Annotated in this window: 16 protein-coding genes; 15 read left to right on the top strand and 1 reads right to left on the bottom strand. The window is 40.8% G+C overall.

The genetic code is table 11. The features are described 5' to 3' along the window. Positions 1–7 precede the first annotated feature (7 nt). The 3 genes from PESP_RS19400 to PESP_RS19410 all read left to right on the top strand — a co-directional run bounded on the left by PESP_RS19400 (position 8) and on the right by PESP_RS19410 (position 4852). Positions 8–2299: a xanthine dehydrogenase family protein molybdopterin-binding subunit gene (locus PESP_RS19400; protein ID WP_089349647.1), complete on the top strand. Its 2292-nt coding sequence runs from the start codon at positions 8–10 to the stop codon at positions 2297–2299. Positions 2300–2695: 396 nt separating this feature from the next. Further along, entirely contained in the window at positions 2696–3667 is a 972-nt protein-coding gene (gene moaA / locus PESP_RS19405; RefSeq protein WP_089349648.1) for a GTP 3',8-cyclase MoaA, read from the top strand. Positions 3668–3814: 147 nt separating this feature from the next. Then, positions 3815–4852: a GGDEF domain-containing protein gene (locus tag PESP_RS19410; protein WP_089349649.1), complete on the top strand. Its 1038-nt coding sequence runs from the start codon at positions 3815–3817 to the stop codon at positions 4850–4852. Here the strand turns inward: PESP_RS19410 and PESP_RS19415 are convergent. Further along, positions 4849–5787 carry a LysR family transcriptional regulator gene (locus PESP_RS19415; protein ID WP_089349650.1) on the bottom strand — a complete coding sequence of 313 codons (939 nt, stop codon included), beginning with the start codon at positions 5785–5787 and terminating at the stop codon, positions 4849–4851. The genes PESP_RS19410 and PESP_RS19415 overlap by 4 nt on opposite strands. Before the next feature lie 119 nt (positions 5788–5906). On the opposite strand from PESP_RS19415, the gene PESP_RS19420 reads away from it, so the two are divergent. The 12 genes from PESP_RS19420 (at position 5907) to PESP_RS19475 (ending at position 20618) form a co-directional block, all read left to right on the top strand. Beyond that, the gene (locus tag PESP_RS19420; protein WP_089349651.1) at positions 5907–7076 is read left to right on the top strand and encodes an efflux RND transporter periplasmic adaptor subunit; all 1170 of its coding nucleotides are present in this window, start codon (positions 5907–5909) and stop codon (positions 7074–7076) included. 9 nt (positions 7077–7085) lie between these two features. Next, positions 7086–10238 (top strand): efflux RND transporter permease subunit, encoded by a 3153-nt coding sequence (locus PESP_RS19425; RefSeq protein WP_089349652.1) that lies wholly within the window; start codon positions 7086–7088, stop codon positions 10236–10238. Continuing rightward, positions 10231–11640 carry a TolC family protein gene (locus PESP_RS19430; protein WP_089349653.1) on the top strand — a complete coding sequence of 470 codons (1410 nt, stop codon included), beginning with the start codon at positions 10231–10233 and terminating at the stop codon, positions 11638–11640. Before PESP_RS19425 ends, PESP_RS19430 begins: the two co-directional genes overlap by 8 nt. A 14-nt stretch (positions 11641–11654) precedes the next feature. After that, on the top strand, positions 11655–12683 hold the full coding sequence (locus PESP_RS19435; RefSeq protein ID WP_089349654.1) for a zinc-binding dehydrogenase: 1029 nt from the start codon (positions 11655–11657) through the stop codon (positions 12681–12683). A gap of 260 nt (positions 12684–12943) precedes the next feature. Next, positions 12944–15199 carry an acyl-CoA dehydrogenase gene (locus PESP_RS19440; RefSeq protein ID WP_089349655.1) on the top strand — a complete coding sequence of 752 codons (2256 nt, stop codon included), beginning with the start codon at positions 12944–12946 and terminating at the stop codon, positions 15197–15199. A 527-nt stretch (positions 15200–15726) separates the two neighbouring features. Then, positions 15727–16155 (top strand): hypothetical protein, encoded by a 429-nt coding sequence (locus PESP_RS19445; protein WP_089349656.1) that lies wholly within the window; start codon positions 15727–15729, stop codon positions 16153–16155. Between the two features lie 124 nt (positions 16156–16279). Next, on the top strand, positions 16280–16720 hold the full coding sequence (locus tag PESP_RS19450) for a hypothetical protein (protein WP_089349657.1): 441 nt from the start codon (positions 16280–16282) through the stop codon (positions 16718–16720). 110 nt (positions 16721–16830) lie between these two features. Continuing rightward, positions 16831–17268 carry a DUF695 domain-containing protein gene (locus PESP_RS19455; RefSeq protein WP_089349658.1) on the top strand — a complete coding sequence of 146 codons (438 nt, stop codon included), beginning with the start codon at positions 16831–16833 and terminating at the stop codon, positions 17266–17268. A 104-nt stretch (positions 17269–17372) separates the two neighbouring features. Further along, on the top strand, positions 17373–17708 hold the full coding sequence (locus tag PESP_RS19460) for a hypothetical protein (RefSeq protein WP_089349659.1): 336 nt from the start codon (positions 17373–17375) through the stop codon (positions 17706–17708). A gap of 131 nt (positions 17709–17839) precedes the next feature. Beyond that, entirely contained in the window at positions 17840–18220 is a 381-nt protein-coding gene (locus PESP_RS19465) for a DUF6896 domain-containing protein (RefSeq protein WP_089349660.1), read from the top strand. A gap of 750 nt (positions 18221–18970) precedes the next feature. Then, positions 18971–20272, top strand: a complete 1302-nt coding sequence (locus tag PESP_RS19470; protein ID WP_089349661.1) for a S41 family peptidase — start codon at positions 18971–18973, stop codon at positions 20270–20272. A gap of 121 nt (positions 20273–20393) precedes the next feature. Beyond that, positions 20394–20618 carry a hypothetical protein gene (locus tag PESP_RS19475; RefSeq protein ID WP_089349662.1) on the top strand — a complete coding sequence of 75 codons (225 nt, stop codon included), beginning with the start codon at positions 20394–20396 and terminating at the stop codon, positions 20616–20618. The last annotated feature ends 138 nt before the right edge of the window (positions 20619–20756 follow it).

Raw genomic sequence — 20756 nt, forward strand, 5'->3', positions numbered from 1 at the left:
GCCGACAATGAAAAAACTATTTCAAAAAAACACCGAAACCGTAAATTTAAATCGTCGCTCATTTATGATTGGCACCGCCAGTGCGGGTTTAGTTATGGCATTTGCGCCGGCTTTGTTTTCAGGTGAGCTCAGTGCAAAAGAGTCGATTGCTCAGCAGGCTTATTCACCAACAATTTGGTGGACAATGAGCCCAGAAGGCGAAGTAGAAGTAAGTATTGCTAAAGCGGAAATGGGCCAACATATTGGTACTGCTCTAGCCCGTATAGTTGCAGATGAGCTAGAGTGCGATTGGGATAAAGTGTCAATTACTTACGTAGATACCCACGAAAAATGGGGTTATATGGTAACAGGCGGCTCGTGGTCGGTATTTCAAAGCTTTAAGCCGCTTTCACAAGCGGGCGCTGCAGGGCGCTTAGCCCTTATTGATGCAGGCGCAAGTATGTTAGGGGTTAAGCCTGAGCAGTGCCATGCTAAAAAAGGGCATATTATTGCAGGCGATAAATCGCTCAGTTATGCCGATATTGTAAAAAAAGGCGAATTTAACCGTACTTTTACCAGCGAACAAGTAGAAAAACTGCCTCTAAAACCTGCTAATAAACGCCACTTAACAGGCTTAAACCAAGATTTCAAAGCGCTCGATATACCCGCTAAAACAAATGGTACAGCGGTATATGGTATTGACGTTGAGCTTGAAGGCATGGTGTATGCTCGCCCTGTAATTCCGCCGACCCGTTATGGCAGTGAAGTAACTAAGGTTGATGATAGCGCCGCCAAATCAATTAAAGGCTACCAAGGCTATGAAATTTTAACTGACCCAAGTAATACTGTAGAAGGCTGGGTGGTTGTTTTAGCAGACAATTACCCAAGTGCGATTAAGGCGGTTGATGCATTAAAAGTAACTTACAAAAAGGGCCAAACGGCCAACGTTACTGAAGCTGATATTCAGGCTTTAGGTGCAAAACTATGTAACGACAGCAGCTCAGGCACTTTATTTGTAAATGAGGGCGATACACCTAAAATGCAGTTCGAGGCAAAACAAACACTCGATGCTGTATACACCACTGCTACCGCTAGTCATTACCAATTAGAGCCACTTAATGCCGTTGCCGAATTCAACGATGGAAAATGGGTAGTTCATACTGGTAATCAATGGCAGTCTTTAACCTTGCCTGCACTGGCCAAAGCGCTAGATATAGAGCAAAACAAGGTGATCATACGCCCTTATTATTTAGGTGGTGGCTTTGGCCGCAGATTATTTGGGGATTGGACTGTACCTGCAGCACTTACTGCAAAAGCAATTGGCAAGCCGGTTAAATTGGTATTTACCCGCGCTGATGATAGCTTGTTTGATCAATCACGCTCTGCGTCAACCGCAAAATTAACGGCGTCGTTTAACCAAAGTGGCGAGCTAAGCGCTATGGAACATGCCTTTGCGGCAGGTTGGCCAACAAAAGCGATGGCACCGGGCTTTTTATCACCTGGGGTTGATGGTAATGGTAAGTTTGATGCGTTCTCAGCTTCAGGTGCCGATCACTGGTACAGCATGGATAACCACCGAGCCCGCGCAATTAATAACGAGCTTGCGCAAAGTACATTTACCCCAGGTTGGCTGCGCTCTGTTGGGCCTGGCTGGATTGTGTGGAGCTTAGAGTCGTTTATTGATGAAATAGCCCATAAACAAGGCAAAGATCCTGTTGAGTTTCGCTTATCAATGCTTGATGGAAAAGGTAAACAAGCCGGTAAAGCGCCAGAAAGCGTAGGTGGAGCAACACGATTAAACGCAGTACTTAAAAAGGTGTCAGCGAAGGTTGCAAATGTTAAGCTGGGTGAAAATGAAGGCATTGGTTTTTCAGTAAGCTCTGGTCAAGAAAGGCATATGCCGGCATGGATTGCGACAGCGGCGCATGTTCATGTAAATAAAGACGACGGTAAAATTACCCTTAAAAAGTTATATGCTGTGGTTGATGCGGGTTTAATTGTTCATCCCGATGGTGCATTAGCGCAATTAGAAGGCTCATTATTATGGGGCACGAGCTTAGCTTTGCATGAGTCAAATAATTACCAAAATGGCCAAGTGGCGGCAACAAACTTTAATACTTACCTACCACTTAGAATGCAAGATGTACCCGATATGGACATTGAGTTTGTACAAAGTGATGAGTTTCCGGTGGGCTTAGGCGAGCCGGGTGTTATTGGCGTAGCGCCAGCTATTGGCAATGCAGTATTTAATGCTGTGGGTGTACGTTTACGCGATTTGCCAATGAAACCAAGTGAGCTTAAAAAAGGCTTAATCGCCTAGGGCGTGTTGACCTTTGATGGTTGAATTTGCAGCAGTGTGTTTGGTTTTTAGGCAAGGCGGAGCCTATGAAGTGTGGTTACTCCACATAAATAGGCGATAACGCAGCATAAATGCCAAACATGCGCTGCCCTTCGGGTTCTGCCTAGGGGCGATAAACTCTTTGTTGTCTACATGGATGTAGGTAAGGGGCGTGAGCAGGACGCGGAAGCTTTGCTCGGTTTTTACTTAGCCCACTAGGTTACAAACCTCGAGCCGCGATTTAATCGCCCCTAGATTGAACAAATTTCAATCCGCAAGGGTCAACACGCCCTAGTTATACGCTAATAAGAGTGTACGGCGCACGCTGTACGCTCTTTGTATTTAGCGATGTATTTTTAAATTGTTAAAGGCTTATTTATGCTAGTCGACCCAGCAGGGCGAAAATTTAGTTATTTACGTTTATCTATCACTGATGTGTGTAATTTTAAGTGTGTTTATTGTTTACCCGACGGTTATCAGTGCGATCACGATAGAGATTTTTTATCTCTTAACGAAATTAGCAATACTGTAAAAGCCTTTGCCCATCATGGCATATCAAAGTTACGTATCACGGGCGGTGAGCCCACTCTAAGAAAAGATTTTATAGATGTTATTCGCGCAGCGAAAGACACGCAAGGCATTACTAAAATAGCAGCCACCACCAATGGCTACTCTATGCATAAGCATATTAATAACTGGGTAGATGCGGGTTTAAACGCTATAAATGTCAGTATTGATACCCTTGACCCGCGTATGTTTAATACCATTACCGGTCACGATAAGTTCTCGACTGTAATGCAAGGCATAGAAAGCGCCCTTGAAAGCGGTATAGAGTCGGTAAAAATAAATAGCGTTTTAATGAAGCAATACAATGGCCGTGAGCTTGATACCTTTTTGGCCTATTTAAAGCACAGGCCTGTGACGATGCGCTTTATTGAGCTAATGCAGACTAACGATAACAAATCATTTTTTGATGCTAATCATATCTCTGGGCAATCTATTAAAGCTAAGTTATTGCAAGCTGGCTGGCAGCCAATAATACGAAGTGTGACTGCAGGCCCTGCACAAGAGTTTTTTCACCCAGACTACCAAGGCAAAATAGGGTTAATAATGCCTTATAGTAATGATTTTTGTGATACCTGTAATCGTTTACGTATCTCATCACTTGGTAAACTGCATTTATGTTTGTTTTCAGAGCAGGGAATATCACTTAGAGAACACATGAGTGATAACACCAATCAGGCTTTAATTGATCAACTAGCACGTTATATAAAAACTAAAAAGCCCACCCATTTATTGCACCAAGGTGATACAGGGGTAACCACTAATTTATCTATGTTAGGTGGTTAAAGTAAAACACACAGATGTAATTTAGATACCAAATTAGGTTTTTTCTCTACAAAATTTGTAATATATATGGTTTTTAGTTAGGTATGTACTTGTTATATTTGCTATTAGCGTTACACTAAATTTTTGATTGTTTATTAAGTTTTTTGAATGGATATCGCAGCACTTAGTAGTACTAAATTATTAAGAAGGAACGTCCTTAGGTGGATGTGCTTGTGCTTTGGTTTTGTCTCTTTGTTTTTTGCTGCCTTTAATATTCTTTTAAACAACTTTCCACTTTTAGGCTATTTAGAAATCGGCCTTTCTTTATTTTGCGCTTACACCTTCAACCGTTTAAACAAACATTCGCTCGAAGTATGGCAATCAATTGTAATGTGCTTGTTTGTCACGTTTGTTATTGTATTAGGTAACTATTTGGCTAAGCCACTAAACGGCTTGTATGTGTGGTCGTTTGCTTTGCCCGTTTTGTATTACTTATTATTGGGCAAACGCTATGGCATCATTTTATCTGCTTTATTATTTATACTCCAAGCTGCTATTTTATTGAGCAAAGCTTCTCAAGCACCACTGACTACGCTCAACTTCAGTTTAAATCTTGCACTTACTTATATTAGTATTTGGGCAATTTCGCATGTGTTTGAAGGAAGCCGCGCTTTATCGTCAAAGCGGTTAAAAAACTTAGCGTTATTAGACCCGCTTACAGGGGCTGCTAACCGTTTATCAATGAACCACTATTTTGAAGTAGAGCTAACAGATAAATCTCAGCTTTACCTGTTTTTACTCGACCTTGACTTTTTTAAACGCATTAACGACACATACGGCCACGCAGTGGGCGATAAGGTCCTAATTGAAGTAGCAACATTATTAAGAGTTGTACTTGCAAAAGGGTACGTATTTAGAGTCGGTGGTGAAGAATTTGCTTTATTTCATTCATTTTCAGCACAAAACGAAGCCATAGCTATGGCCGAAACCATTAGAGAAAAATTAAATAATTCAGCAATTGAGGTAAATGGGCTAAAAATAAACGTTACAGCGAGTATTGGCGTTGTAAAGTATCAGCCGGGTGATAGCTTAGAAAAGTGTGTGAAAAAAGCCGATAAACAGCTCTATAAAGCAAAAGAATACGGCCGCAATAAAGTGTATTTTCAATTAAGTGAGCGTATTAACAAAAAGCCACACATGGCTTAATACATTTGTTCGAAATTAGGGATGCTGTTTTCCCAAATCGGTTTGTCTTTTCCTAAGTGCTCTTTTACTGCATCAAAAAATAACCGTGTTCTCACGGGTAAGTCTCTATGCGGGTACACTGCATACATAGGGCTAAACTCTTTGAGCTTAACGTCGGTAAGTAAAGGCACTAAGCGGCCTTGGCTTATTTCATCATCAATAATAAATGCGGGGGCTACAAAGTAAGTGGTACCCGATAAGGTCTTCATTAGCAGTGCCTCGGCATCGTTTGCTCTAAACACACTTTTTATTTTTTGCTCGCATGGCTCACCTTTACTATTGAAGTAATCTATCCCTTCAACCCGAATAGAGTTACTCGCGTAACTTGCGGCAGGTAATTGAGCTAAATCTTCCATGGTTTTAGGCATGCCGTAGGTGGCTATAAATTCTGGTGCAGCTAATATTAGCAAGCGATTACGCGCGATTTTGCGAGCAATAAGGGAGGAGTCTTTTGGCTCGCCCACTCGAAAGGCTAAGTCGAACCCTTCAGAAACAATATCAACTAACTTATCGTCAAGGCGTAGCTCTACTTCCACTTGCGGAAAGCGCTTTTGAAAATCGTTAAGGACAGGCTGTAAATACCGGCGACCAATTAATGTTGATGACGTAATTTTTAAAACGCCACGTGGCTCCAGGTGGTAGTTTTCGGCCATACGTACGGTTTCGCCTAATAACTCTCTTAACTCACCTGCTTTTTTGATCATTTCGGCACCTGCCGCGGTTAACGAAAACGAGCGCGTGGTGCGATTTAATAGCCTTACGCCAAGCTCATCCTCTAGACGGCTAATTTGTTTAGATATAACTGAGCGGTCTATGTTTCTAAGCTCAGCCGCTTTTGCAAATGAGCCTTGCTCAACCACTTCTAGCAGCATTAAAAGTCGGCTTGTTGTATCCATTATAAAACCCTAAACATGTTATTGATGCCATTTTGGCATTAATGAATTTATAAATCTATGGTTTTTGTCCGCAAGTTTAGTCCGTAACATGCATGCTAATCAATAAAAGGAGCGTCTACATGAACAAACATTTAATTGCTGCTGCACTTGCTGCGGCATCATTATCACTCGCGGGCTGCGCTGATGAGAGCGCTACTCAGGCTCAGCAGCAACAACAATTACAACCAATCGATGTTGCCCAAGTGCTTGTTAAACCAGTACAAAGCTGGCATACCTACACAACTCGTTTAGAGTCACCAGAAGAAGTTGCGTTAATGCCACGTGTGTCGGGTATTATCGACAGCATTGAATTTAAAGAAGGTGATGTTGTTAAGCAAGGCGATGTGTTGTTTCAACTAGACGAGCGCCCATTTGCAGCAGTTGTTGCAAGCTTAGAAGCGCAAATTCACAGTGCCGAAGCCGCCCTTGAACAAGCCCTTAGCGAAGACAAACGTGCAGTGCGTTTGTTAGACCGTAAAGCTATTTCTACCGAGCAAGCACAAGCGCGTACTTCAACGCTGCGCCAACGTGAAGCTCAACTTGCTGCGCTTCAAGCACAGCTGACCTCTGCAAAGCTCGATTTAGAGTTCACCTCTGTGGTATCGCCAATTGATGGCATTATTTCTCGTGCAAACATTACTAAAGGTAATAACGTGCTTGCGGGGCAAAGTGTATTAACATCGATTGTGTCTAACAAAGCAATGTATGCCTATTTTGATGTTGACGAACGTACCTGGAATAGCTCATTTAGCGATGTAACAGCTGCAAGTCGCCAAACGGTTGTAATGCAAAAAGTTGGTCAAAAAGAGTTTGCACATCAAGGTTATATTAACTTTATTGATAACCAAATTAATTCAGCTACTGGTACTTTACGTGTACGTGCTGTATTTGATGAAGATAACAACCAACTTCGTGCGGGCTCATTTGCACGTATTAAATTAGCAGCAAATGAAGTAAGCGAAAAAGTAATTATACCTGAACGCGCAATTGGCACCGATTTAAAAAATCGTTTTGTTTTAACCGTGGGTGAAAACAACGTACTTGAATACAAACTAGTTGAAGTTGGCGAGCGTTACGGCGCATTACGTGCTATTACATCGGGCCTTAGCGAAGGTGACGTGATTGCAGTTAATGGCCCAGCACGTGTAGGCCCAGGTATGCCGATTTCTCCTAATACAGTTACAATTGAAACGGGTGATGTGGCCTTTACACTCTCTGGCAACAACACCCAGCTTATGGCTAAGCAATAAGGTTTATTGATGAAATTTTCACACTTTTTTATTCAGCGACCAATATTTGCAGCCATGCTGTCGTTGGTTATTTTAATTGCTGGTGGTATTTCACTGTTTCAACTTCCTGTAAGTGAATACCCAGAAGTGGTACCGCCAACGGTTGTAGTAACTGCAAATTACCCAGGCGCAAACCCTACCGTTATAGCGCAAACAGTGGCAACGCCGCTTGAGCAAGAAATTAATGGTACTGAAAACATGCTTTATATGTTTTCGCAAGGTACTAGCGATGGCCGCATGACATTAACGGTAACCTTTGCATTAGGTACCGATTTAGACCGCGCACAAGTACAAGTACAAAACCGTGTAAACAGTGCATTGCCACGTTTACCCGAGGAAGTTCAGCGTTTAGGTGTAGTGGCCGAAAAATCGTCGCCCGATTTAACCATGGTGGTGCATTTATATTCACCTGAAAAGACTCACGATACAGCGTACTTATCTAACTATGCCGACATTAATATTAAAGACGAGATTGCCCGTTTACCAGGTGTAGGCGACATTCAATTATTTGGTGGTGGCAAATATTCAATGCGCGTGTGGTTAAACCCAGATGCATTAGCAGCGCGCGAGCTTACGGCAACCGATGTTATAGCTGCGCTGCGCTCACAAAACCAGCAAGTTGCAGCGGGTAGTTTAGGTGCTCAGCCTATTTCTAACGACAGCCAATTCCAAATTTTATTAAATGTAAAAGGGCGTTTAAATAGCGTTAAAGAGTTTGAAAATGTTATTATTAAAGTAGGTGAGCAAGGTCAATTAACACGTTTATCTGATGTAGCACGTGTAGATTTAGGCCTAGATACTTACGCACTTCGCGCTGAAATGGATAACCAGCCTGCACTTGCAATGCCTATTTTCCAACGCCCAGGTTCAAATGCGATTGAGCTTTCAGATCAAGTACGCGAAACAATGGCGCGTTTGTCAGAAGATTTCCCAGCGGGTGTTGAGTACGACATTGTATATGACCCTACGGTATTTGTTCGCGGTTCAATTGATGCGGTAATCGCTACATTGCTAGAGGCAATAGTATTAGTTGTTATTGTTGTAATTGTATTTTTACAAACATGGCGCGCATCTATTATTCCACTGATTGCTGTACCTGTATCGTTAATTGGTACGTTTGCGGTTATGCAGTGGTTAGGCGTGTCTATTAATACGCTCTCGCTATTTGGCTTAGTTTTGGCAATTGGTATAGTTGTGGACGATGCCATCGTTGTTGTTGAAAACGTAGAGCGAAACATTGAGCAAGGTTTATCGCCACTTGAAGCAACACGCGTTGCTATGAGCGAAGTTACCGGGCCAATTATTGCGATAGCTTTAGTACTGTGTGCGGTATTTATTCCAACTGCATTTATTACAGGCTTATCGGGCCAATTTTATAAGCAGTTTGCACTAACGATTACTATCTCTACTGTTATATCTGCATTTAACTCATTAACACTTTCGCCAGCGTTATCGGCATTATTACTTAAATCGCACGATGCAAAACCAGATGCATTCACACGTTTACTTAATAAGCTATTTGGTACGTGGTTATTTAAACCGTTTAACCGCGTGTTTGACCGTGGTGCTAAAGGGTACGAGAAACTAGTACAAAAGCTTATTCGTATGAGTGTAATTGTAATGGTGGCTTACGTTGCATTGGTTGGCGGTACAATTAAATTGTTTGACGCTGTACCAGGTGGCTTTATCCCACAGCAAGATAAGCAGTACTTAGTGGCAATTGCACAATTGCCCGATGCAGCCAGTTTAGATCGTACTTCAGATGTAATTTCGCAAATGCAAAAAATTGCTTTAGAAGTACCAGGCGTTGCACACACTGTTGCGTTTCCTGGTTTATCGGTAAATGGGTTTACCAACAGTCCTAACAGCGGCATTGTATTTACGCCACTAGAGAGCTTTGATAAACGTACCGACCCTAGCCAATCTGCAATGGCCATAGCTGCACAGTTAAACCAACGTTTTGCAGCCATTGATGAAGCATTTGTTGCTGTATTCCCGCCACCGCCAATTCAGGGTTTAGGTGCAACGGGTGGCTTTAAGCTGCAAATTGAAGACAGAGCAAATAAAGGCTTCGACGCGCTATTTAACAGCTTACAAAACATTATTGGTAAAGCACAGCAAGACCCTGCATTAATGGGCTTGTACTCAAGTTTCCGTATTCAAGTACCACAAATGGATATAGACATTGACCGTGAGCAAGCACTTGTACAGGGTATTCCACTTGATGAAGTGTTTGACGCACTGCAAATATATTTAGGCTCAGTGTACGTAAACGACTTTAATATGTTTGGCCGTACTTACCAAGTTAATGCCCAGGCTGATGCAGATTTTCGCCTTGATCCTGAGCAAATTCTTAACTTAAAAGTGCGCAATAGAGCGGGTAACATGGTGCCACTTGGCTCTGTACTTACCGTAACACCTACTATAGGTCCTGACCGCGTAATGCACTATAACGGTTATCCAAGTGCAGAACTTAACGGCAGCCCAGCGCCAGGTTATAGCTCTGATCAAGCACAAACAGCAATCGAAACAATACTGGCCGATAACCTACCAACGGGTATTGAATACGAGTGGACAGAAGTAACCTACCAGCAAGTACTTGCCGGTAATACCATGGTTTATGTATTCCCGTTAGTTGTATTGTTGGTATTTATGGTGCTTGCAGCGCAGTACGAAAGCTTACGTTTACCATTGGCAATAATTTTAATTGTACCTATGACCATTTTTTCGGCGCTATTAGGTGTGTGGCTTGTAGGCTCAGACAACAATATATTTACCCAAATTGCCTTAATTGTATTGGTAGCGCTTGCTTCTAAAAACGCCATATTAATGGTTGAGTTTGCACGGGACCAACACAGCGGAGGGTTATCGCACTTTGAAGCAATTTTAGCTGCGTGTCGTATGCGTTTACGCCCAATATTAATGACCTCAATAGCCTTTACAGCAGGGGTTGTACCTCTAGTACTTGCAACAGGTGCAGGCGCTGAGATGCGTCACGCTATGGGTAATGCCGTGTTTGCAGGCATGATAGGGGTAACAGTATTTGGTTTATTATTTACCCCAGTGTTTTACATGTTAGTTGTTAAAAAGCAGCAAAAAGCACAGGAGTTACCACATGAGTAAGTTAATGACTAAACGTTTAAAAACGCGCTTAAGTGTAAGCGCCGTATTAGTGGCTGCTTTTTTATCAGGTTGTGCAAGCAAAATAGACACCTTAAGTGAGCAAAATGCCATTAACGATTTTGTTTCACAGGCTAATATTGCGAGTAATGTAACTGTTGCTGATGAAACAAATTGGTGGCAAAAATTAGGGTCAGAGCAGCTTAACGCACTTGTAAATAGCGCGCTTGCAAATAACTACGACTTACAAACAAGTCAGTTAACGCTTAAAAGTGCGCTTGCAAGATTAGGCGAGCAAAAAGCCCAGTACTTACCGCAAGGTGGAGTTGAGCTAAGCGCTGCACGAAGTGATGCACCCAGTGTGTTTGAACGTCAATCAAGTGCAAATGTTGCACTTGATTGGCAACTTGATTTGTTTGGTCGAATTACAGCCTTGGTTGATGCAGCAAATGCATCGGCCATGAGCCAAGCCGAGCAAGTCCGCTTGCTGCAAATTGAAGTTGTATCGTCGGTTGTTAAAGGCTTTGTAAGCTACCAAGGCAATGTTGAAAAGCAGCAAATCATTGCAATGCAAATAGAAGCGCTTGAACAAAGTATTGAAGTATTCCAAGCACGTGTAGATGAAGGCGTTGCCAACGAACTCGATTTAAACCGAACAATGGCACAACTTAGGCAACAAGAAGCGCTTATGCCCGCTATAGAGTACGCAAAATACAGTGATTTGTCGGCACTGGCCGTACTTAGTGGTAAATTAGCTCAAGATATATCTATAAACGATGAGCAAGGCGTACTTGAGCACAATTTTAACGTAGCGTTAAAAAGTGCCAATGAAGCCATAGCCTTACGCCCTGATATAAGCCGTGCACTTTATGATTTTAGCCAAGCTAACAGTTTAAGTGTGGCGGCAAGTAAAGCCTTATTACCAGACATTAGCTTATCAGCATTTGCAGGTGTGGTGAGCATAGACAGCACGGGCTTAAAAAATACTGATCAACAATGGCAAGTTGCGCCGCAGTTGCAGTGGTCATTATTAAGTTACCCAGCACTCCTTGCTCAGCGCGACGCACAGCAGTTTTTAAGTGAAGCAGCTTACAGCGACTATCAGCAAATAGTATTAAACGCGGTAACAGAAAGTGAACTTTCATTACAAATGTTGGTCAATCAACAACAGCAAAAACGCTTTGCTGATGACCGCTATGGCTTTGCAAACAAAGCGTTTTTACAAGCACAAGCAATGTATGAAGAAGGGCAAATACCGTACTTAGAGTTGTTAGATGCACGTCAGGATGTTTTAATAGCACAAGAAAATGCTGTTAATACAACTATTTCGTCATTGCTTGCTAAAGTAAGTGCTTATCAGGCATTTAACGGTCAATGGAGCTATGCACTAAGCAGCACAAAATAAGTAGAGTTAATTGAATGAGCAATACTGAGTTACCCCACAAATGCAGTATCCCGCAAAAAATGCGCGCTATTGTATTACCACAGCCCGATGAGCAAATTCACTTAAACGATGTTGAAGTGGACGTGCCTGAGTGTGCCAACAACGAATTGTTGGTAAAAGTTGAGTACGTTGGCTTAAACCCTGTTGATGCAAACTTTGCTAAAGCAGGCTTTTGTGAATGGCAATACCCACACATACTAGGGCTAGATGCCGTAGGTGTGGTGGTTAAAGCCAATAAAGGCGTGTTCCCCAATGTGGGAGAGCGGGTTATGTGGCATGCCAACATAGGTGGCCAAGGGGTACTGAGTGAATACACCACGGTCCCTAATTTTGCTGTGTCGGTAGTTCCCGACGGACTAAGCCCATCGCAAGCAGCTACATTGCCTTGTGCGGGTATGGCTGCACTTATAAGCTTAGATAAAATTGCTATTGCCGAAGGTGATACGGTTTTAATTGAAGGTGGCTCGGGAGCAGTAGGGCAGTTTGCCATTCAATACGCTAAACAGCGTGGCGCTGATGTATTTGCTACTGCATCGAAACGTAACCATAAAATGGTTAAACAATTAGGTGCCGATGCTGTTTTTGATTACAACGATAAAAAATTGTGTGACAAAATTCGTCGTGAGTTAGGTCCACAAGGTTTTGATGCTGTCATTGATACAATAGGCGGCGATGCTACAAGCCGTAATATTGAGTTAATGCGCTTTTGCGGACGAATTGCTTGTTTGCAACCACTGCCACATTTTGACCAAAACTTAATGTATCGTCGTGCGCCTAATATTAGCGTTGTGTCGCTGAGCGGCGCGTGGCTTGCTAACAGCTTATGTGCACAACAATGGTTAAGTTTTATGGGCAATTTGTTGCTCGAAGGCGCGCTTTCGGGTGATATTAAAACGCCCAGTATTAGTGCGGTAGATTTTAGTGCAGAGTCAATAAGTGCTGCGCTAAAAAACCAAATTGCAGGCGGTTTTACCGGTAAGCAAGTGGTGCAAATTAGTAGTTAACTGCTGATTAGTAAATTTTAAAAACGCAGCCCAAGTGGCTGCGTTTTTTTATGCCTAAAAAAAATTGGGGTTTTTAGGCTTAATTGCGGGTAAATAAATGTATTTCAGCGTACAAGTGTAAGCCCTTTAGTTTCAACAGTTTACGTCTTAGTAAAGAAAATAAATTGAAAAAACTGTTAATTAATTGAATAGAGTAATTGATCTAAACCAATTTTTATGACGTAATGTAGGTATTATTTATCTGGTCGGATGAGTTCATCATGAGTTTACGCACAAAATTAAAAAAAGTATTACCAAGTATTTCAATCACTGAACAAGAAGCGCTAGACGCGGGCGATGTATGGCTTGAAGGGTCAATCTACCAAGGTAAGCCTGATTTCAGCGCGCTACGCGATGTACCTGCAGCTACATTAAGCGCAGACGAGCAAGCATTCTTAGATGGCCCAGTACAAGAGCTACTAGGCATGATTGATGATTCAGTTATTCAAAACGGTATTCATTTACCAGATGAGATTTTAGAATTTTTGAAAAAAGAGCGTTTTTTCTCGCTTATCATTCCTAAGTCGTTTGGTGGTTTAGAGTTTAGCCCTTATGCAAATTCTACTATTGTGGCAACCATTGCCACTAAAAGCTCTGCAGTAGCAGTGACTGTTATGGTTCCTAACTCATTAGGTCCAGGCGAGTTACTACTTCACTTTGGTACGCAAGAGCAGCAAGCACATTACTTACCTCGTCTTGCTAATGGCAGAGACATTCCATGTTTTGCATTAACAAGCCCTGAGGCGGGTTCTGATGCGGGCGGTATTCCAGATGTTGGTACTGTTACCAAAGGCATGCATAACGGCGAAGAAGTACTTGGCCTTGAAATTACATGGGACAAGCGCTACATCACACTTGCACCAATCGCAACGGTACTTGGTTTAGCGTTCAAAGTAGTTGACCCTGATGGTTTACTTGGCGGCAAAGAAAACCTAGGTATTACCTGTGCACTTATTCCAAAAGATCACCCAGGTGTAGAGCTTGGTAATCGTCATGATCCTATGGGTATTCGTTTTTATAACGGTACTACACGCGGTAACAAAGTATTTGTACCAATGGATTTTATTATTGGTGGGCAGAAAAACATTGGTCGTGGTTGGCAAATGCTGGTTAGCTGTTTAGGTGCTGGCCGTGGTATTTCATTACCTGCACTAGGTGTAAGTACATCACAAGTGGCATTTAAATCAGCATCAGAATACGCAGCAGTGCGTGAGCAGTTTGGTTTATCAATTGGCCAGTTTGAAGGTATTCAAGAAAAGCTAGCCGACATTGCAGGTAAAACGTACCTACAAGAAGCAATGCGCGTGCTTACAACTGAAGGCTTAGGCATGGGCTTAAAACCATCAGTAGTGACAGCTATTGCTAAATACCATATGACAGAGCTTGGCCGCGACGTGCTAGATTCAGCAATGGATATTCAAGCAGGTAAAGCAATTCAAAATGGCCCGCAAAACACCCTTGCCAGCGGTTATGTTGCACAGCCAATTGCTATTACAGTAGAAGGCGCGAACATTCTTACTCGTAACCTGATGATTTTTGGTCAAGGTGTAATGCGTTGTCACCCATATTTACAATCTATGGTTGAATCAATCCACAGTGATGACAAAAATGCAGACAAAGAATTTAACGGCATTTTACGTAAAACAATTGGTTACAGCACAGCAAACAGCTTACGTGCGTTCCGTTTAGGTGTTTTACCATTTACTGCAAGCGCCAACTCAGCGCTACCAGAAGTACGTGAGTACGAAAAAGCCGTGCATAAGTTATCAGCTAAATTAGCGGTATACGCAGACTTCTCGTTACTTGTACTTGGCGGTAAATTAAAACAAGCTGAAATGCTATCAGCACGTTTAGGCGATGTAATGAGCTTTTTATATGCGGCAATGGCATCAATCAAGTATTACGAGCAAAAAGTAGCAAGCAGCGAACGTGAGCAAGCCGCACCTTACTTCCATTACGCAACTCGTTTTGCACTGCAAAGCGCTGAAGAAGCATTGCATAAGTTTTTAGATAACTTCCCTGCAAGTGGTACTCGTAAGTTTATACGTTTTGTAACGATGAACTACTCAACTAAAATGCCAAAAATTAGCGATGACTTAATTCGCGAATTAGCTAAGCAAGCTCAGCTTGATACTGCATTTAAAGCGCAAATTACGCATTTAGTTAAACCAGTAGAAGGCGATGGTCATTACATTAATGAGCAAGCCTACAAAGCTAAAATGGCATCACTTGGTGAGCTGGCTAAAGTTAAAAAAGCTCTGCGAGCTAAAGCAATTAAGCCAGGTACACGTTTTGCTATTACGCTTGATAACGCACTAGCGGCAAACGTAATTACCGCTGCTGAACACGCGCAATTAGTTGATTACAACAAAAAGCGTGAAAAAGCGATTCGTGTAGATGAGTTCGACTTTGATATGAACTTACTAGATGACAACGCTCAGCCAGTTAACCCACTTAAAAGTGTAGTTAACCAATAACATTAAATTCAATGATGCAAAGCGCCCGCAGTACCGGCGCTTTTATTCTCGATAAAAAATTAGTGTGGAGCCTCGTTTGTTTAAAACCAAGCGGGGCTTTTTTGTGTGTGTTTTAAAGTAGAAATAGATAGCGGTATTGGCTCTAAAGCGAATATGTATGTGTAAATGATTAAAAAGAGATGCTTATAATCTTGAAAAAGGGCTAATAACCCTGTTGGCACCTTTTATAGGAAGTGGATTGATACCCGCAGTATTGAAATGGATATAGGCAGTAATCAAAACATATGATTTTAAATCTTTATTAACAGTATTTTTATACAACTTTTGTGTTTTCCTACTGAGTCATGAAATGAGGAAGTTTTCCTTTTTTTTACACATTATTTAATTAACAGTCGGGCATAAAATTTAAAGCTGGCAATGTGTTACAGGTTTTGTTACTAATATTATAAAGTAACTATGGGGACGCCCATTGCTCATGAAAAGAGGAAAGTGTCCTTTGATAAAATTGTTAGCTGCCTGTCTTAACTATGAATGAAGAATTTACAATACAATTTGATTTTCAAAGCTGCTCAGTTGTAATTGAAAACGATTGTACATCAGTGTGGGCTTATCAAATCACATCGAAAGAGCAAGATGTTGCGAAGGACGCTTTTGTTATCAGTCCAATTGCCCCAAAAGAAGAATTCGACTATCAATCTATAAAAGCTGGAAATCCACCCAAACTCGTTACAAAGTTTGCTTCTAATAGAGCCTATAACGAATCATTTAATGAAAGCGATTTTTCTGTTTCAGAATCAAAAAATAAGGATATTTGTATCTATTTCAAAAATGAACCGTTCGCTGCAATTTACGCAGATGAGCCGAGAAGTTATTCTAAATCGCTGTCTGCCGTATGCGGGTTTGGTAATCCGTGGTCAGAAAAATTGTATGTTTCAGCTTTTATGCAAGGCAGCTAACAAATGCATTAACACTCGCTGCGCTCGCTAGGGACAATAACACGTAGGCTCCCTGCGCTTCGCTTGGTATTGTAGCCTACGTGTTTTTGCCCGTTATGCGGAGCGTTATATACCTAGGGAAGTTATGGTTATACATTCAAAATCAGTTCAAATACTAGCGTATATTTGTGCTGTAATTCTAATTCCAGTGTACACCTTTGGTTCGTTAGCTCTTTTTTACGCCACTTATAAATCTACTCTCAACCCTGATGTTTTAGTTACTTTGTTTATCGCAGTTGTTTCTGTTGTAGTTAGCTTATTTGGCTATAAGAGCATGTATTTGCTAGTACGTTTCCTCAAAACACTTAAGCTTAGTTTCGAATTTGATGAAAATGGTATTGCTTTGAATTCTGAAAATGAGGTTCAACATTACGCTTGGGATGAGTTAAAAAACTCTAAAGACTATCCTAGTTGCCAAGTTTTTTGTTTGCTGTCTAAAGATGGGAATCATATATTTTCTATTTGGGAGTATGCTAAAAATTATAGTGAGTTTAGAAAAATGGCTTTAGAGAAAATCGGTATATAACAAGCTGTTCAAGCGGGACTGCTAACAGTTGGCTCGGTTTCGCTTCGCTACACATTTTAGCCAACAATTATCAGCCCCTTAACAGGGCGTTAGTTGCTAAAGGAAGGAATATGGATATTGAGGCAGCTGATACGGCGTCTTGGAACATCGCAGAGAGTAAAGTGAATGGGCAACCGAGTATAATCAGGTATAGACCCGATTTGCATTTTTTACTTGGTGACAAAAATTACCCTAAAAACCTTACTATATTTTGGGATTATGAATACTCTGATTCGAGCGGTATGCCGTCTAATACGTTGAGTGAGGAAATGCGTCAGTTCGAAGATGCAATAGTCCCCATATTAGATATTGATAGACTTGCCATTTTTGTTTTTGCTTATACCGTAAATGGAACAAGGGAATGGCATTTTTATACAAATGATATAAATGCGGTGGGTGAAAGAATTAATTCTGCACTGTCAAGTTTGCCGAAGTTTCCCATAGAAATGCAAGTTGAAACCGATGCGGATTGGACAAAATTAAGAGAAGTGTATGAGCTTTGTAGTTGAGATCGCAACTAAGGAATCGATAAAGGCGGATATCTGGGAAAAGCGCCCAGCTACCGCTTATCGAAAGTGTTAGAAGCCAAAAGGCATTTTACTAACGAGGAAATATGAAAAAACTATTCTCTCTAGTGTTTTTACTACTACTTGCTGGGTGTAGCAAACCGTTACCGGATGACAAATTAGTCTATGCCGGCGAGTGGAAAAGTAAAGAGATGTACCTGCTTATTTTGGAAGATGGAACAGTTTCATACCAGCGCTTGCAAAGAGGTGGAAAGACCTCTATCAATGGACCTCTACAAGAATTTATTGGCGATGACTTCATTGTAGGGCTTAGTTTTTTTACCACCAAGTTTAATGTCTCTCAGCCACCAACACTATCAAATGGGGAATGGACAATAATTGTCGATGGGGTAAAGCTTAAAAAAACAGAAGAGGATATATGAGCGAATGGCTTCTAACAAAACGCTTAAGTCGCATCCCGCTGCGCGGGCTGCTGGGACAAAAAACAAAGTGCGGCTTCGCTATTCTCGCACTGTGTTTTTGCCCCTTAGCTTAGTGTTAGATTTCTAGAATTATGACCGAACATGAATCAATGCATGAACTAATTATTAAATGGCACAATACTAAAAAATGGGCTGAATTATTAATTTGTGAAAAACTAAATTTATCAAATGCAGAAGATATCCTTTTACCTGAAAATCGTGGTAAAAAACCAATCACGGGTACTGAATGGTTTTACAGAACACACGGTAAAGGAGTTGATATATTCAAAGAAGGTAATAAAGGTGGTATTGATTTTAATTTTGGCTCTGAAAAATTAGATAGCTATAAATTAAAAGGTTTTATGATCAAACAATTAAACGACGGTAATTTAATTAAGAAAAATTATCGTCAATTACTACAAGATTCAAATTTGTGGGATAGTACATTTAGCATCATACAAACCGAAATCTAACAAAGGCAATTAAACGGACAGCTAAATGTTGGTTGCTGTTCGTGCCTCACAACAATTATAACCAACCTTTATCTGACCGCTTATTGCGGGCGTTAGGTGCTTGTGGATATTCAGCGTTTGGTTGGTTGTGAGTCAAAAAGTGTAGCCATTGCAGGGACAAAGAAATAGATTCTGCATGGAAGGAGGACTCTGCGCCTAATATTTCCACTCAATATGTGTATTTATACTTGAGTTGTGGAACCCTTTATCAAGTTTCACCCTGTGAAATTTCTTTGTCCCCTAATTCTTACCCGTCGCTCAGTTTATCCGTTTGCAAGTTAGAACGCCAAAACTGTTACCTTACTTTCGCTAACGGTAAGAAAACTCAACCGGTAGAGTTACTTGGGTTAACTTCAAACGAGGTTGTCAGTCGTCTTTCAATATCAGATTCTATGGGTGAAGGTTACGCAACTGAATACTGCCTAGATTTAGAAAGCTCTAAGAGTATAATCATTCGTCATATAATGCCGCCAATGATGCTCGTTTTAGAAAGTAGATTTTGAGAAACGCACTTAACAAGGGCATTAAGGCTCGTAAACTCGCTCGGACAATTAATAATAGGTTATTGTCGCTGCGTTCAATATTTTAGCCCATTATAAATTGCCGCTTAGGTAAGCGTTAGCAATTTAATTTAACATGTAGGAAATCTTTTAACCCCTTTTGGTGTGTTTGGACGTTATTAAAAAACAATAATAAAATTTCAGGAAGAATATGAATAATAAAATACTAAAACCTCTCGCTATTGGCTCATTAGTTTTATGTAATTCAGTTGCGGCGGCAGATTGTCGTGATGTGTCACAAATTATTGCCAATCAACTTGAATATAACTACGTCATTGAAAATACAGCAACAACGTTAGCTCAGTTAATGCGTTCGCAAGCATTTTTGTCTGGTTGTGAACGTCAAAACTCATCTGAAGATATTGCTGAATTTATGACTTTGGAATTAAACAAGATTGCAAATGATAAACACCTCTCTGTCGTTTATGACCCCCAATGGGTAAATGAGCTCAAAACATACCATTCATCAGCACAAACTAAAGCGTTTTCGGATAGTCGAGCCATGGAGACTCCGACAGATAACTATGGTTTTAAAAAAGTTGAAATGCTTGATGGAAATATTGGCTACCTTGACATAAGAGCCTTCTCTGATAGCCATTTAGGTGGTGAAACGCTTGAAAATGCGATGAAATTTTTACAGCATTCGGATGGCATTATTATTGATTTGAGAAACAATTTTGGTGGTAGCCCATTTATGGTGACTTCCTTAGCAAGTTACTTTTTTGATTTAGATACCGTTCACTTATCAACCTTTGAACAACGTGCAAACGGTGTGTTAACGCAAACGCAAGATTGGACGTCACCATATGTGCCAGGCCCTAGATTCAAAGATACTCCCCTGTATATTCTGACCAGCAGTAATTCTGCATCGGCAGCAGAAAGTTTCAGTTATGCTATGAAAAATTTAACTAGAGCAACCATTGTTGGAGAGGTAACTGCTGGCGCTGCTCATGGTAGAAGTGCAGAAATAGTAAATAACAATTATATACTTACTTTACCATCTACACGACCTGTTGACCCACGAACAAAAGATAATTGGGAAAGAAAAGGTGTAAAACCACATATAGAAACGAGCAGCGATAATGCACTTAACGTGGCTTATGCTGAGGTGCTAAATACCCTAATCAATATTAAGAGTAGTAACTTACACTTGCACGAATGGGTCTATCCTTTGGTTAAAGCAAAATCTAACCAATACCAGCCAAACCAGAGTGATATTAATAAAATTATAGGCACATACGGTGAGCGCAAAATTGTTCTAAAAAATGATAAACTTTATTATCAATATTTGGATGAACCAGGCTATGAAATCGAGCTTCTTGATAAAGAGACCATTATTTTTAAGGCCTTCTCTGAAGCTAGGTTGCATGCAATATACAAAGATAATAAGGTTATTGCAGTGAAAATGCTATCTTTTGGCGAAGAGCCAAGAGAATTTCAAAGAACGATGTGAAAATTGCTAGTAAGTTGTTCAAAAGGACAATAAACATTTGTTTTTGCTCTTTCATCGCTAATTTTAGCCAATTATTTTATTGCCTCTTATCAAGGCGTTATATACAAAAGGATAATAGCGCATGAATATCAATGCAACGCTAATTGGAGAGATAATATTTATCTCAGTAATTGTTATTGGCATCCTAAGTTATTACTTTGGTAAACGTAAAACTAGTACACCTAAAATAGCGACCTTAATTGGTGTTCTATTGTCTTTTATTCCCCCATTTGGTTTGATTTATCTTACTATTCTGGTATTAAAAAAAGATATTAATCAAAGCAATAGCGGTGCAACACTCGGGTGAATTTCACAAAAAACTGTTGGCTTTGCTTCTGCGTTGCTAATTTTGACCGACGGAAATAAACAAGACACCCATCTTAATTTTTGCATTTCCAATAAGAATTTAGTGTACACCTTGGACAGGTAAATTAAGGTGAGTGTT

It is taken from the genome of Pseudoalteromonas espejiana DSM 9414, assembly GCF_002221525.1.
GTDB classification, from domain to species: domain Bacteria; phylum Pseudomonadota; class Gammaproteobacteria; order Enterobacterales; family Alteromonadaceae; genus Pseudoalteromonas; species Pseudoalteromonas espejiana.